14 protein-coding genes are annotated in these 12,393 nt (G+C 59.7%); 7 read left to right on the top strand and 7 right to left on the bottom strand.

Annotated features, from left to right (window positions below; all coding sequences use genetic code 11):
• Together NW857_RS00120 and NW857_RS00115 are read left to right on the top strand one after the other, a co-directional pair.
• Window positions 1-1,583 (top strand): YcjF family protein (locus NW857_RS00120; RefSeq protein ID WP_414367651.1); only part of this gene is annotated, 1,583 nt, incomplete at its 5' end.
• Window positions 1,584-1,814: 231 nt separating this feature from the next.
• Entirely contained in the window at window positions 1,815-2,168 is a 354-nt protein-coding gene (locus NW857_RS00115; RefSeq protein ID WP_414335851.1) for a DUF6464 family protein, read from the top strand.
• Here NW857_RS00115 and NW857_RS00110 read toward each other — a convergent pair.
• A complete protein-coding gene (locus tag NW857_RS00110) occupies window positions 2,165-3,619 on the bottom strand; it encodes a BCD family MFS transporter (protein ID WP_414367649.1) in 1,455 nt (484 codons plus the stop codon). The genes NW857_RS00115 and NW857_RS00110 overlap by 4 nt on opposite strands.
• A 315-nt stretch (window positions 3,620-3,934) precedes the next feature.
• Between NW857_RS00110 and NW857_RS00105 the strand changes: the two genes are divergently transcribed.
• Entirely contained in the window at window positions 3,935-5,401 is a 1,467-nt protein-coding gene (locus tag NW857_RS00105) for a hypothetical protein (RefSeq protein WP_414335847.1), read from the top strand.
• A 279-nt stretch (window positions 5,402-5,680) separates the two neighbouring features.
• Here the strand turns inward: NW857_RS00105 and cbiD are convergent, their stop codons facing one another.
• Window positions 5,681-6,805 carry a cobalt-precorrin-5B (C(1))-methyltransferase CbiD gene (cbiD, locus tag NW857_RS00100; protein ID WP_414367647.1) on the bottom strand — a complete coding sequence of 375 codons (1,125 nt, stop codon included), beginning with the start codon at window positions 6,803-6,805 and terminating at the stop codon, window positions 5,681-5,683.
• Window positions 6,806-7,028: 223 nt separating this feature from the next.
• Between cbiD and NW857_RS00095 the strand changes: the two genes are divergently transcribed.
• Entirely contained in the window at window positions 7,029-7,382 is a 354-nt protein-coding gene (locus NW857_RS00095; protein ID WP_414335844.1) for a hypothetical protein, read from the top strand.
• 38 nt (window positions 7,383-7,420) lie between these two features.
• Here the strand turns inward: NW857_RS00095 and def are convergent, their stop codons facing one another.
• The 4 genes from def to NW857_RS00075 form a co-directional block, all read right to left on the bottom strand.
• Window positions 7,421-8,005 (bottom strand): peptide deformylase, encoded by a 585-nt coding sequence (def, locus tag NW857_RS00090; protein WP_414335842.1) that lies wholly within the window; start codon window positions 8,003-8,005, stop codon window positions 7,421-7,423.
• 207 nt (window positions 8,006-8,212) lie between these two features.
• The gene (locus NW857_RS00085) at window positions 8,213-8,521 is read right to left on the bottom strand and encodes a DUF3593 domain-containing protein (RefSeq protein ID WP_414335030.1); all 309 of its coding nucleotides are present in this window, start codon (window positions 8,519-8,521) and stop codon (window positions 8,213-8,215) included.
• A gap of 3 nt (window positions 8,522-8,524) precedes the next feature.
• Window positions 8,525-8,851: a DUF2499 domain-containing protein gene (locus tag NW857_RS00080; protein ID WP_414335029.1), complete on the bottom strand. Its 327-nt coding sequence runs from the start codon at window positions 8,849-8,851 to the stop codon at window positions 8,525-8,527.
• Window positions 8,851-9,027, bottom strand: coding sequence for an NblA/ycf18 family protein (locus tag NW857_RS00075; RefSeq protein WP_414341539.1), 177 nt, complete (start codon window positions 9,025-9,027; stop codon window positions 8,851-8,853). Before NW857_RS00075 ends, NW857_RS00080 begins: the two co-directional genes overlap by 1 nt.
• Before the next feature lie 373 nt (window positions 9,028-9,400).
• On the opposite strand from NW857_RS00075, the gene NW857_RS00070 reads away from it, so the two are divergent.
• The 3 genes from NW857_RS00070 to NW857_RS00060 all read left to right on the top strand — a co-directional run bounded on the left by NW857_RS00070 (window position 9,401) and on the right by NW857_RS00060 (window position 12,190).
• A complete protein-coding gene (locus NW857_RS00070) occupies window positions 9,401-9,652 on the top strand; it encodes an RNA recognition motif domain-containing protein (protein ID WP_414335027.1) in 252 nt (83 codons plus the stop codon).
• A 122-nt stretch (window positions 9,653-9,774) separates the two neighbouring features.
• Window positions 9,775-11,064: an exonuclease subunit SbcD gene (sbcD, locus tag NW857_RS00065; protein WP_414335026.1), complete on the top strand. Its 1,290-nt coding sequence runs from the start codon at window positions 9,775-9,777 to the stop codon at window positions 11,062-11,064.
• 505 nt (window positions 11,065-11,569) lie between these two features.
• A complete protein-coding gene (locus NW857_RS00060; RefSeq protein WP_414335025.1) occupies window positions 11,570-12,190 on the top strand; it encodes a biotin transporter BioY in 621 nt (206 codons plus the stop codon).
• Here NW857_RS00060 and NW857_RS00055 read toward each other — a convergent pair.
• A partial coding sequence (locus NW857_RS00055; protein WP_414335024.1) for a hypothetical protein occupies window positions 12,187-12,393 on the bottom strand: 207 nt, incomplete at its 5' end. The two genes, NW857_RS00060 and NW857_RS00055, sit on opposite strands and share 4 nt — an antisense overlap.

The following is a 12,393-nucleotide window of genomic DNA, read 5'->3' as shown; positions in this document are numbered from 1 at the left end:
CCTTTGTAGACCTCTGGATAGATCTTCAGAGCTTCTCTAGAGATCAGGCTCCGTTCCGGATCGGGCATTTGGGCAAGCTGTGGGTTGGCATGGTGCTGTCGCGCTCCACGTGGCTGTGGTTATTGACGGGGCTGGGCTTGGCGGCTCTCAGCCAATACCTGCAATGGGTTAGTGGCATCTACAGCTTTGTTGCTCCCTATTCGGTGCCGCTGGCAGATCTGCTGGTGGCCGGCATCCTGGGAGGAACGGTGGCGGCAGGGCTGGCGGTGCAGCACTGGTGGCAACAGGCTCGCCAACAGCAGAGGGATCCAACCCCAGGCAAACGGCGGGTTAAGTTGACCCGGGATCAGGTGCAGGCGGATCTGCAGGATGTCGATCGCCTCATCCAGAAGCTGCAAAACGACATCAGCCGTCGCGCCTTACAGGCCAAGATGCAGGAAATCGACCGGCGGCTGGCCCAGGAGGAATTGCACCTGGTGGTGTTCGGCACTGCCTCTGCTGGTAAAACTTCTCTGATCAACGCCTTGATGGGGCAGCCTGTGGGGGAAACCGCTCCCACCCTGGGCACTACCCAGCAGGGATCCATTCACACCTATCGGCTGGAGGGCTGGAGCGGCCCCATCTCCCTCACCGATACCCCTGGCCTGCTGACCATCGGCGGCGCCGGCGAGGCAGAAGCGCGCGCCCTGGCCCAGAAGGCCGATCTGCTGATCTTGGTGGTGGCCGGGGATCTGCTGGCCTCGGAATATGCCGAGCTGCTGGAGCTGGCCCGGCTGGGGAAATCCACCATCCTGGCCCTCAACAAGACGGATCAAATGCTGCCGGAAGAGGTGGAGATCATCTTGGCCCACCTGCGCCAGCGCACCGCCGGCGTCATCCCCCCTGAGCAGGTGGTGGCCATTGCTGCCGACCCAGAGCCCTTGAAAGTCCGCTACTGCTTTCCAGACGGATCCCGGCAAGAAACCTGGGAGCCACAGCCCCCCGATACTGCCGCCCTCATCCAGCAGATGGCCCGCCTGCTGCAGCAAAAGGGATCCCATCTGCGCCTGGCCAACGCCCTGTTGCAGACCCAAACCCTGGGCGAGGCCGTCCAGCAGGCTTTGCGGGAAGAGCGCCACCAACAGGGTCGCCGGATCGTGGAACGGATGCAGTGGGCGACAGCTGCTGCCTTGGCCGTGACCCCTCTTCCGGCTTTGGATGTGCTGGCGGGGGTGGCCATCCAGGCGCGCATGATCGGCGAGCTGCATCAGGTGTTCGATCGCCGCATCACCCTGCAGCAGGCCCAGCAAATGGCCCACAGCCTGGCGCAAATGATCGTGCAGCTAGGAGGACTGGAGCTGGCCACCCAGGCCCTGGGCTCTGCCCTCAAAGCCAGCCCCTGGATGCTCATGGGGATCCCCCTGCAGGCGGCCAGCGGGGCCTACCTGACGCGGGTAGCGGGGCTCAGCTACCTGGAGTGGCTGCAATCGGGGGATCCCTGGCAGGAGGAGATTCTGCAAGAGCGGCTCAAGCAGCAACTCCACAACCGTCATCCGCTGGCTTTTCTCACCCAACTGGCTCGCCAAGCCCGCTCCAACATCTAGTCATTATCAAACAGCAATGAAACAGTTTGTTACGTCTCTAGCTCCCCTCTCCCAAAGGGAGAGGGGCTGGGGGTGAGGGGGCAAAGCGTCTCAATCTTGTTTGAAACGACTGTAAAGTCTGTACTAACTGTAGTCGGTGTTGCTGGGAAAAGCGGCACAGGTTTTATCATGGGTCAGACCCAGTCCAGCATTCTCAAGTCTGCTGCCCCAAACTGACTTCCTTGGCGCCCTATGTCTTCCATCAACCCGACCTTGCCCATTCAGTGGATCGATGCAGATTCGGGAGAGGTGGTGGAGGAATGCCCCTGGGAGAGCAGCCCCCATCCGGGCACCTACGTTCAACTGGCGGAGCAGCACTATTTGGTTTTGGAAAAGCGCCACTCCTACCAATTGCGGCAAGGCAAATATCACCTCTGCGGCATCCGCGCTCTGGTGCGCCCCGTGAGTTCCCCGCCTGAGGTTGGCCAATTTCTAGGGGATCCCTCCTGTCGGTTCAACGCCCACTCGCCGCTGCTGCGCTGCGCCGTCAACCCCAGCGGGCCCTGCCAGGGCTGCCCCCACTACGAGCCGGCCCAGCGGCGTTAGCCTTCCAGCTCCAGCGCCAGCACCTCGGTCAGGGCGCGGCTGGTTTTCTCCCGGAACTCGGTTACGCTCACCCGTCCCAGCAAATACACCGCCAGCAGCATCACCGCCGCCTCCACCCCGAAGACGGTGGCGTAGGAGAGGACGGGGGAAGAGGGAAAGAGAATCCGCCCCAGATCCAGCAAGGCGCCACCAATGAGGGTAGAGAGCGCCTGCGACATGGCCTGTGCCAGGCCCCAAGCCCCGATGAAGGTGCCGGCGGTTTCTGCTGCCGTCAAGTCCAACATTAGGCTAATGGCGCCGTTGGTGGTGATCCCGGAAGCCAGGCCAAACAGGATCATGCACAGTTGCAACATCGCTGGCTCGCCCGTAAACCCTGCCAAAATGGTCAACCCAAAGGAGATCGCCACCAGCAGGCAGCCCAGCCGAGCCGTTGGCTGCTTGCCCAGCCTGGGCACGATCAGAAATCCGGTCACCACAATTCCCGCCAGAACGCCCAGGCTCCAGAAGGCGTTGAGCTGGGTGCTTTGGGATACGGTCATGCCGAACACCTCGCCGCCATAGGGCTCCAGAACCGGCTGCTGGATAAACAGGCCCATGGTCATCAGAACCAAAAAGCCAAAGAAGATCAGGGTTTGGCGGCTGGCGGTGAGCACCTTGAGGGCCGTGCCCAGGGTGATCTGGTCTTCCCGCCCGGCCAAGGTGGAACGGGATCCATAGCGGGAATAGCGTTCTTCCACCCCCCAGGTGGCGATCACCCCCAGCAGGATCACCACAGCAGGAATAACAATGAAGAGGCGGTTGATCGTGCTCTGCAAGTTCTCGGGATCCAGGCCGCGCAGCAGCACTGCCGAGCCAATTGCCCCGCCGGCAATACCCACCATCAGCATCGACCAGACGATCCCCACCAACTGGGAGCGGTTGTGCTCATCGGAAACATCCACCAGCAGCGCCGCAAAGGGCGTGGAGCAGGCGCTCAGGCAAAGCCCATAAAGAGCAAACATCAAGGCGGCGAGAGCAATCCAACCGTAGGTGGCCAGCGACCAACCGCTACTGGCAAAGCTCTGCCCCAAACCCCACACCACCTGCACGGCCAAGAAGATGCACAGGGCAAACAGCACCGAGCCCAGGCGCACATAGCCGCTGCGGTGCGTCCCAAACAAAGGCTTGGCATCGGAAAGCTGCCCAAACCAGACGCGGGCCGGGGAAACCAACTGGTGCATGGCCAGGGATCCCCCCACCACCGTGGCCGGGATGGCCAAGAGATCCAGGTCGATCATGACCCGGTTGAGCACCCCCAGCGTCAGCAGCGACATCATCCCCAGGCCCATCTGAAATAAGCCTAGGCGAAACATGACGGGCAAAGGCAAGGGGGGCGCCGAGGGCTGAGACTCTTGGGCAAGAGTTGAGGCAGCCGACAAGTTGACCTCAGGATCCCGTTGGATGCTAGCCATGATTGACAAAGTTGGCAAAGGCGCTACAGCTTCTCATCGTAGCCCAGCCAACCCCGGATCCTGAAAAGAAGGAGAGGCCCCAACCCAATCCTGTCTGAGGGAACAAAGCTGAGCCTTAAATCTTTCCGCGCTGGGGTTTCTCTACTACACTGACAACTGACCTGGTGCCAAGCGAAACGAGCCTTCGGGCCGCGGCGCTCGGCAGTTGCAGCCCTTGCACAGACAACAAACCCAATCTCGATCTTGTTTGAGACCGAGAGGCAAATCCATAGACAACTTTCGCTCAAGTCGGCGAAGAATTTCCCCGGCAACCTTATGGCTGACGCAGTTCCAGTTCGTCGCTACGACCTGTTTGTGCAAGCCTCGCGGCTGCTGCAGCGCTATCGGCAGTTGACGCCGGAACTGCGTCCGGTGGGAGTGGAGGTGGCGCTGGCCATCCAGTACCATCGCGCCCAGGCCGGCTCGGGATCCCTTCTGCCGGCGGTGGGATCCCCCCATGGCCTGCCTCTGCAGCAGGTGGCCCAGCGCATTTGCGATCCCTTCTACAGCAAAGTCCACCCCCTGCTGCCCACCCTGCCGGAGACGGGGGAGCCCTTGGTGTGGCCCTTGTTCAACCAAGGGGAAAATGGCCTTGTCCAGCCCCTGGCGCCAAGCAAAGTGGGCGGCAAACTAGCAGAACGGCGCTGGCTCAAAGCTTGTAACAGCCAGGAGGGCATTGGTTGTCATGCCCTGGCAGCCCATCTGTGGCAGGACGAGCGTTTTCTGGCCGAAGACCGGGATCTGTGTCCCTTTCGCCTCTACGACGGGCGCTACCCCTTGAGCGTGGATCAAGGGCGGCAAACCTGCGGCTTCGACGATCACCCTTGTGGCTGGCAACCGGGGCATCCCAAAATGCTGCAGGTGGTGGGCAAGGGCAAGCAAGCGGAGATTTTGCTCCCCCACTGGACCGAGGACATGTGGGCCATGCTCATCCCGCCCCATCGCCCCCTGCCCATCTATCCTCTGCTGGTGCTGCTCTACTTTGGCCAGGAGACTCTGCAGAAGGGGCGGAGCAGCCTTTCGGTGGAGCAGTTTCGCCTGGATTTTCAGTTCAGCCACTCTCAACTCAAGCTGTTGTTCAACACCCACCCTGAGCACCCTCTCAATCGCCATCTGCTCGCTTTGGCAGCGCAACCAGAGGTGGAGTGGGGATCCGCCGAGCTGTTGCCCCAGATGCCGCCCCTTCTCCATCAACCTGCCGGGGGTAAGGTGGTCTTGGATCCGGATGAGCCGCCCCAGTTTCGCAGCAGTGGGATCCCTTCCTGTGCGGGGACAGACCCGCTGATGGCAGAGCGTCGCCGTCGGCGTCAGTTGGAGCGCAGCGAGCGCCACAACGAGATCTTGCACCACTTTCGCCGCTGGTTCCGCCTGGCCGGGCTGGAGGTGCGGGAAGACCAGCACACGTTTGACTTTCTGGCGGTGGCAGATGGAAACCTGCTTTTGGCCGAGGTGAAATTGCTACACCACAAAGATGCGGCAGAGGCGCTGCAGGAGGTGGTGGGGCAATTATTCTATTACGAGCGCTTTGCCCTCACCCCCTGGATCGAACAGGGCTTCTCCGTCCACAAGGCGGCCGTTTTCGATGGTCCGCCCCCGGATCCCTACATTCGATTTCTGGAAGACCTGGGCATTGCCACCTACTGGATCAACGAACAGCAGATGATCGACGGGCCGGAAAGCTCGCTGCGTCTGCTGCGCCAGATGGAAGTGCGGGTACGGCCGGATCCTGAGTTGGGAGATTAGCCTTTTTTTCGGCTCTAGCCTGACGGTCATTAGAGTCGTTTCAAGTAGCAATTCAAATAGCAATGAAATGTTTCTCTACGTCGTTATTTGGTACGCAACGCTGTCGCAAACGTGCCGGCAGCGCGGAGTGCGATCCCTAACTCCCCTCTCCCTTTGGGAGAGGGGCTGGGGGTGAGGGTGTCCCTTTGGGAGAGGGGCTGGGGGTGGTCGCGCTAGCGGCGCGGAGCGCTTGGGCTCGCCTTAGAGAGATGGGCTGGGGGTGAGGAACAACAGCAGGGATCAAGGGCTTGGGGAGGAGATCCCAACCTGAGCGCAAACCTGGCCCTGCCGATCGAACAGGGTTACCTGCACCGGCAGGGATCGAGCAGCATACTTTTGCACATAGGCTGTCGCCCGCTGGCGGATTTGTCGGGACAGCTCCTGCAGCACCGGCTCTGCCCAGCCCAGCTCCTTCAGATACTGCACCGCTGCCTCCACCGTCCTTAGCTCTAGCACCTGCCGCGCCTGTTCGGCTGTTCCCCCGCAGCGGATGAGGGCTGCCATCAAGATTTCCAGGCGGGCATCGGCCACATGGCTGGAAGTGGTGAAGATGCCCCCTGCCAGCTTGATCAGCTTGCCGTGGTAGCCGATCAAATGAACCGACTCCGCCCCCCGCAACCCTGCTTCCACCAGCAGCGGCCCGATCCAATTGGCCACCAGTAGAATCTCTTCCGCCGGGATCCCTTGCCTCAAGGCCACCTGCTGCCCATGGCTACCCACGCAAAAGGCCAGATGCCTGTGCTTTTCCAACTTCTGCTGCAATTCGCAGCGGGCCCGCTCCAGGCTCTCGGCGCCGGCAGAAGGCTCCACCTCCGCCCGTGTCCCCAAAAGAGCCAGTCCTTCCAGCACCCCAAACGCCGCATTGGAAGTCCGCTCCGCCAAGAGTTTTCCCTCCGGCAAGATGATGCGCACCCGCAGCCGATAACCCTCTGGGATCCCAGACAAAAGGTTGATCTCAAACAGGCGCCGGGCGTAGGCATAGATGGCCGGGCTGCCGTCGGCGTGCCGCCCCAGCCCCTCCCCCGCTTCCAGGAGCAAAGGGAGAGCGGTGGGATCCCGTTCCTCCAAGCTCACCCAGGCCCAGACCGGTGTGTTGCGGGTGAGATCCAGGTGAGGGCCGGGATCCGAGCGGGTAATGGCCAGAGCCGTGTTCTCCGACAAAGCTGCCACCTGCTCTACCGGGATCCTGACCCAGCCGGCAGCGGATCCCGCCTCAGGCTCCACCTGCACGGCAATGACAGGATGAGCGCCGTCCTGCTCCAAAGCGATCCCGATGAGACGGTGGAGAGCAGCCTTAGCAGCAGCCACCGCAAACACGGGCAAGGTATAGCCCTGTTGGGGAAAGGGGAGAACCGCATCCTGCATTTTTTGTCTGGAAATAGAGAGAAACCTGCTCTGGAAAAAACTTTGGAGAGAGCCTATCTCAATTGTGGCCGACGCCAACCAGCAGGACTGGCTTGCTAGGGTAAACTCCTGAAGCCGACGTTTAGTTCTCCAACTGCGTAATCGTTAAATGATCTAGGGGAAGAAGGGGAGAAGCGAGAACTTATCTCTTTCAATAAAAGTAAAGAGTCAAACTGGGGCAGCTATGAGCGAAGCAGTGCAGCACTATCTTGAGCGTCTGGAGTCGCAAATACAGGAGCTGAAAGCTGCCATCGAGCGGATGCCGGAGCAGGTGGCAGCTGCTCTTCTGGCAAAGCAGGAGGCTAAAAAAAATGTCCCCGCCCCCTCCCGCTATAGCGTTCTGATCTCAGACTTGGTGGAAGATGGCAGCCACAACTTCCTGTTGGATGATGAACCCACCGTGGTAAGCAGCCGCAGCATGGGACACGAGCTTGCCCCAGAAGCCCAAGTCCAGCGACTGAGTGCCCAATTAACCGCTGCCTACAACCGCATCGCCGCCCTAGAGGAGCAGCTCTTGGCTCAGCGCCTGCAGCACTAAACCAACACAAACTAAGACGTGAAAACTTTGCCAGGGCTTCAGCGAGAGGCGACAGAGGGCTTGCCTTTGCGCTGTACATCCTGCATCTGAAAGCCGTGCTTGCGCAGCTCCTGATCCAGCAGCAGCTCGTTTTCCACGTGATCCACAAACAGCACACCATTGAGGTGATCGATTTCGTGCTGGATCACCCGCGCCAGCAAATCGTCAGCTCGAATGGTGCGGGGCCGACCGGTTTCATCTTTAAACGAAACCACGATCCCTTCTGGGCGCATCACCTCGCAAAATACCCCCGGAATGCTCAGGCAGCCCTCCTGCCCGGCAACTGCTTCGCCAATATACTCGCGGATCTCCGGGTTGATCAGCACCAGCGGCGGCACCTCCGGCTTGTCGGGATGGGGATCCACCACAATCATGCGCTTGGGAATGCCCACCTGCGGAGCCGCCAGACCGATCCCATCCGAGCTGTACATGGTCTGCAGCATGTCGCGAGCAAGCTGGCGGATCTCATCGTTGACCTGGCTGACACGCTTGGCCGGCTGCCGCAGCACCTTGTCGCCCATGCGATAGATGCGCAGGGGCGGATGCTTGAGCTTCACTTTGGGGACAGAAAGAGTGGCCACCATCCGGCAGGTCTCTCAGAATAAACAACAGCAGACGTCCAGTCCAGACTTCCATTTTACATTCGGTTCATGCCGTGCCGAGGCGATTCGTCTGCCGCTCAGCCCCCCTCTCCCAGAGGGAGAGGGGTTGGGGGTGAGGGTAGCGGCGCGGAGCGCTTGGGCTCGGCAGTGTGTCAGGTCGAAAGACTGGCTCAGGCTCGTTTGCAATGACTACAACTCAGAGCTGCCGTCCCCAGCCTCTGGGGATCCCTGGCGGTCAATGGCTTGCTTGAAGCCCAAGGCCACCAAAATGTTGGAGAGGGTGAGAAAAGCCTCTGCCCCCCCATGCAAGGGATCCACGTTGGCCAGAGAAGTGCCGTAGTGAACCTGAGCGTACAGCCCTGCCGGGATGCTGATGGCCACAAAAAGGAGCAGCAGCCAAAACCCAGTCAGGGCCAGCCGCGGGATCCGGCGCAGCCGCGACAGGAAGAACAAAAAGACCAAGTAAGGAAACAAGGAGAGGGCAAACAAACTGTTCATCGCTCAGTCGGGCTCCCCCTCCCGTGAAGGTGCATCTGCTGCCTCAGCCCGCCAAATGTGGTAAGCAGCCCAGGCCAGCGTACAGTTGCCGATTAAAGTAAAACTGGCCTGGGCAGTTACCACCCAGTCCAAATTGGGGTCGTTGTCAAACCAGTGCCAGGTGATCGCGCACATCGCCCCCAGCAAAGCGGGCAGCATTGCCCAGCTCAAACTTCGCCACTCGGGCCGGCCCACCCGCCCCCCAAATTGCCACACAAGCACAATGGCAGCGCTCCACTCCAAGACACTGGCGATGTGAATCCACCAAGTGGGAAGCGAAAGGGCGTGCATCAGGCGCTGAGGGAATGACGCAGCAGTTGGCGGTAAGTGGCTTCCTGCAACAGCATTTGCTTGTGCAGTTTAACCAAGATGTCTTTGGCCTGCTCGTGGCTCATCCGAGAAACCAAGGTCTCGAAAGCCCGCTGGCGAAATTGCTGCTCCAAGGAGAGATCTAGCGTTTCGTCCATCATTATCACCTCAGGGTGCTCAGGTTTAGGGATCTGCAGAGGGTTGCAACAGCGCAGATCCGGCCAGGTAGTGCAAGCAATCTAATACACATCTTAACAAATTGCAACAACATGGCAAGGTGTGGGATCCCGGCGGTGCCTGAGTTTGGCTGAGGCGAGGGCAGAGGAATTCAACCCGGTGGCAGGGAGAGTACAGGCCTGTAAAGTTTGACAAAGGTAGATTTTGGACCAGGAAGCGGGAGGATTTTCCGGCAGGGATCCCTTTACATCCTTTCATGTTGTGCGATTCGGTAAGTCTCCATGATAGAAGTGAATTACCCTGGAGCCTGGTTGCCCCTCTTGCTGATTGGTGCCTTACTTTGCTTGAATTGCTATGACCATTTTTGTGGGAAACCTGAACTATAAAGCCTCAACAGAAGAACTAGCAGCTTTCTTCCAGCAGAGGTGGAACGTTAAGTCGGTTACAATCCCGATAGATCGGGAAACGGGTCAGACAAGAGGCTTCGCGTTTGTGGATCTGGCAACCGAGGCCGAGGAAGATGAAGCCATCGAGAGTGCTAACGGGCAGGAGTTCATGGGCCGGCCCTTGCGTTTGGATCGAGCCAGACCCCGCCGACAAGCTTGAGCCAAGATTCCTAGCTCTGGATCTGGGAGGCCAGGCAAGCAAAGGACTCGGCTCCGCTAACGCGAACGGCAAGGTTGATCCCAACAGATGAGAGGGCTTCAAAGACTCCAAGAGTATCCAAGATGGTGAGGCTGCTACATCTTTCGGACGTTCATCTGGGCAGCAGCCTTGCCCATGGTCACATCAACCCGGCCACTGGATTGAACACCCGTTTAGAAGATTTTGTGACTTCTTTGCGCCTGTGCATTGACCATGCGCTCAACCAAGCGGTGGATCTGGTGTTGTTCGGGGGTGATGCTTTTCCCGATGCAACACCACCCCCCCTCCACCAAGAGCTTTTTGCCCAACAATTTCGCCGCTTGGCCGATGCCGGGATCCCGACCGTCCTGTTGGTGGGCAACCACGACCAGTATGGGCAAGGGCAAGAGGGCAACAGCCTGGCCATCTACCGCGCTTTGGGGGTTGCAGGCTTTATCGTGGGAGACAGGCTGCAAACTCATCGGATCGCAACTCGCAGCGGCCCGGTGCAGGTGACGACTTTACCTTGGCTGAACCGCTCCGCTCTGCTCACGCAACAAGAGAGCTTGGGACTGGATGGGGAAATCCTCGCCCATCAGCTCCTGCAGCGTCTTCATCTGGCCCTAGAGGGGGAGGTCCGCACCCTGCAGCCGGGGATCCCGGCGATTTTGCTGGCTCACGTCATGGTAGAGACGGCCCGCTACGGAGCAGAACGGCATCTTTCGGTGGGTAAAGGATTTACGGTACCCCTCTCGCTGCTGGCGCGGCCTGCCTACCAATACGTTGCCCTAGGGCATGTGCACCGCCATCAGGTGCTGTGTCGGGATCCCTTGGTGATCTATCCCGGCAGTATTGAGCGGGTGGACTTTGGCGAGGAAAAAGAGGAAAAAGGTTGTGTGCTGGTCGAAGTCACCCCCACAGGTGCGAGCTACGAATTTTTGCCCTTGCCCACCCGCACCTTTCACACCATCCGCCTGGATCTGAGCGCCGATCCGCCCCAGCAGGTGCAGGCCAAACTGCTGGCCGCCATCGCCAAGGCGCCGGTGGCCGGCTCTATCCTGCGGTTGATCTACCGCCTACGCCCCGACCAGCTCGACTGCGTCGATGAGCGGGCTTTGCACAATGCTCTCGCCCCTGCCTTTAGCTATACCATCACTCCGGAAGTGATCGGCCCCGGCCGCATCCGTCTGCCGGGCTTGGATCCCAGCCGACTTGAGCCCCTGACGGCTCTGGAGCAGTATCTGGCCGACCGCAGCGATCTGGCCCCTTTGCACAACGAGTTGCTGGCCGCCGCCCGTCAGCTGCTGGCAGAAGCCGCGGATCCCTCACAGGACTGGGATCCCAATTGGGAGGAGCCTGCCCCGGCGCAAGAGGAGCAGTTGCCGTTGTTTTGAGGTGTTCCCTCTGTAAGGGCTCGCCGAGGCTGAAGATCCCAAGTCTCAGGTGATCTAAATCACTTCCAGATGGCAAGAAGCGACACAAACTGGGGATCGGGTTGAAGACGTTGGCAACGACGGCATCAGCTCACTCACAGGGAACTGCTCAGACTGGCAGACCTCACACTGCCAGTCTTTTTTTGGGTTTTGAGTTGAGGGGCTGTGCAGCTGCAGCGGGCTCGGTACGGTTCTCCCGTTGGACTTTTCTGGTTATTCCCAACAATAGGGTTTCCCCGCAAGGCCGACTGCACAGACTGTTTCTCTAGACCCAATTTTATTTTTATTGATAAAGCTAGTGCCTAGGTGCGGGATCCGCCGGTTACGGTATACTGCACGGGATGCAGCCCTTTTGCCGGCCAATCGCTGCAATGCCATCGGGATCCCTAACCAAAACTTTTTGCGATAGCCGGCAGATCCCGGCAGAGGGTTGCTATCCCTTGTATCTCAGTCTTTCGAGTAGCCTATGACTGCAACTTTTGTTCACACACCTTTGGCGCAAACCCTGCTGCCTCGCCCTTCCCGCGTTCGAGACTTGCTGCTGGTGGTGGGAGGCAGCTTATTTGTAGCGGCCCTGGCTCAGGTGCGGATCCCTTTGCCTTTCACGCCGGTACCGATTACCGGACAAACCTTTGGCGTGATGCTGGTGGGAGCAGGCTTTGGTGCCAGGCTGGGCTTTCTCGCCTTGCTGCTGTATCTGCTGGAGGGGCTTTTGGGATTGCCCTTCTTCAGCGGCGGCGGAGCTGGGCTCAAACACCTAGCCGGAGCGACGGGGGGCTACCTGCTAGCTTTTCCCCTGGCTGCTGGGCTGATGGGCTGGTTTGTGGAGCGCTGGGGGGTGGATCGCGACCCTTGGAAGATGGCGGCGGCTATGCTCTCCTGCTCGGCTTTGATCTACGTCCTGGGAGCCACCTGGCTGGGGGTATGGCTGAACGAGAATGTCGGCCCCACCTCTCTCTTGGCAGTGCTCAACAAAGGGGTCTTCCCTTTTATACCAGGAGACCTGGTGAAGTGCGGGCTGGCAGCAGCCCTGCTGCCCACCACCTGGCGCTGGGTTGGACGAGAAAGGCCGCCGGCAGACTCCTAACCCCCTAGCAGCAACTCAAAGCTCGCCCCAGCAGAACCGGAGGGTCTTGAGGTTAGCTTCACGCCAGAAAATCTAAAAAAAAGATAACGGCTGCGCGGATCTGACCTTTTTTCTGAGATTCTAAGAACTGTGCTCAATGCGGTGTTCAATACAGCTTGTTTATGGAGCCCTTCCTTATAGTGCTCTAGAGTTTTATAGGTCGC

This window comes from Synechococcus sp. H55.9, assembly GCF_047462355.1.
Classification (GTDB): domain Bacteria; phylum Cyanobacteriota; class Cyanobacteriia; order Thermostichales; family Thermostichaceae; genus Thermostichus.
The sequence above is the reverse complement of the archived record's forward strand: the minus strand, read 5'-3'. Positions and strand labels throughout refer to the sequence as shown.

Excerpts from the sequence above, each read along its gene's own strand:
- cbiD (WP_414367647.1), bottom strand. The coding sequence starts at position 6,805 with ATGCAGGATGCGGTTCTCCCCTTTCCCCAACAGGGCTATACCTTGCCC.
- def (WP_414335842.1), bottom strand. The coding sequence starts at position 8,005 with ATGGTGGCCACTCTTTCTGTCCCCAAAGTGAAGCTCAAGCATCCGCCC.
- NW857_RS00095 (WP_414335844.1), top strand. The coding sequence starts at position 7,029 with ATGAGCGAAGCAGTGCAGCACTATCTTGAGCGTCTGGAGTCGCAAATA.
- sbcD (WP_414335026.1), top strand. The coding sequence starts at position 9,775 with ATGGTGAGGCTGCTACATCTTTCGGACGTTCATCTGGGCAGCAGCCTT.
- NW857_RS00110 (WP_414367649.1), bottom strand. The coding sequence starts at position 3,619 with ATGGCTAGCATCCAACGGGATCCTGAGGTCAACTTGTCGGCTGCCTCA.
- NW857_RS00080 (WP_414335029.1), bottom strand. The coding sequence starts at position 8,851 with ATGCACGCCCTTTCGCTTCCCACTTGGTGGATTCACATCGCCAGTGTC.
- NW857_RS00060 (WP_414335025.1), top strand. The coding sequence starts at position 11,570 with ATGACTGCAACTTTTGTTCACACACCTTTGGCGCAAACCCTGCTGCCT.
- NW857_RS00105 (WP_414335847.1), top strand. The coding sequence starts at position 3,935 with ATGGCTGACGCAGTTCCAGTTCGTCGCTACGACCTGTTTGTGCAAGCC.
- NW857_RS00085 (WP_414335030.1), bottom strand. The coding sequence starts at position 8,521 with ATGAACAGTTTGTTTGCCCTCTCCTTGTTTCCTTACTTGGTCTTTTTG.
- NW857_RS00070 (WP_414335027.1), top strand. The coding sequence starts at position 9,401 with ATGACCATTTTTGTGGGAAACCTGAACTATAAAGCCTCAACAGAAGAA.
- NW857_RS00075 (WP_414341539.1), bottom strand. The coding sequence starts at position 9,027 with ATGGACGAAACGCTAGATCTCTCCTTGGAGCAGCAATTTCGCCAGCGG.
- NW857_RS00115 (WP_414335851.1), top strand. The coding sequence starts at position 1,815 with ATGTCTTCCATCAACCCGACCTTGCCCATTCAGTGGATCGATGCAGAT.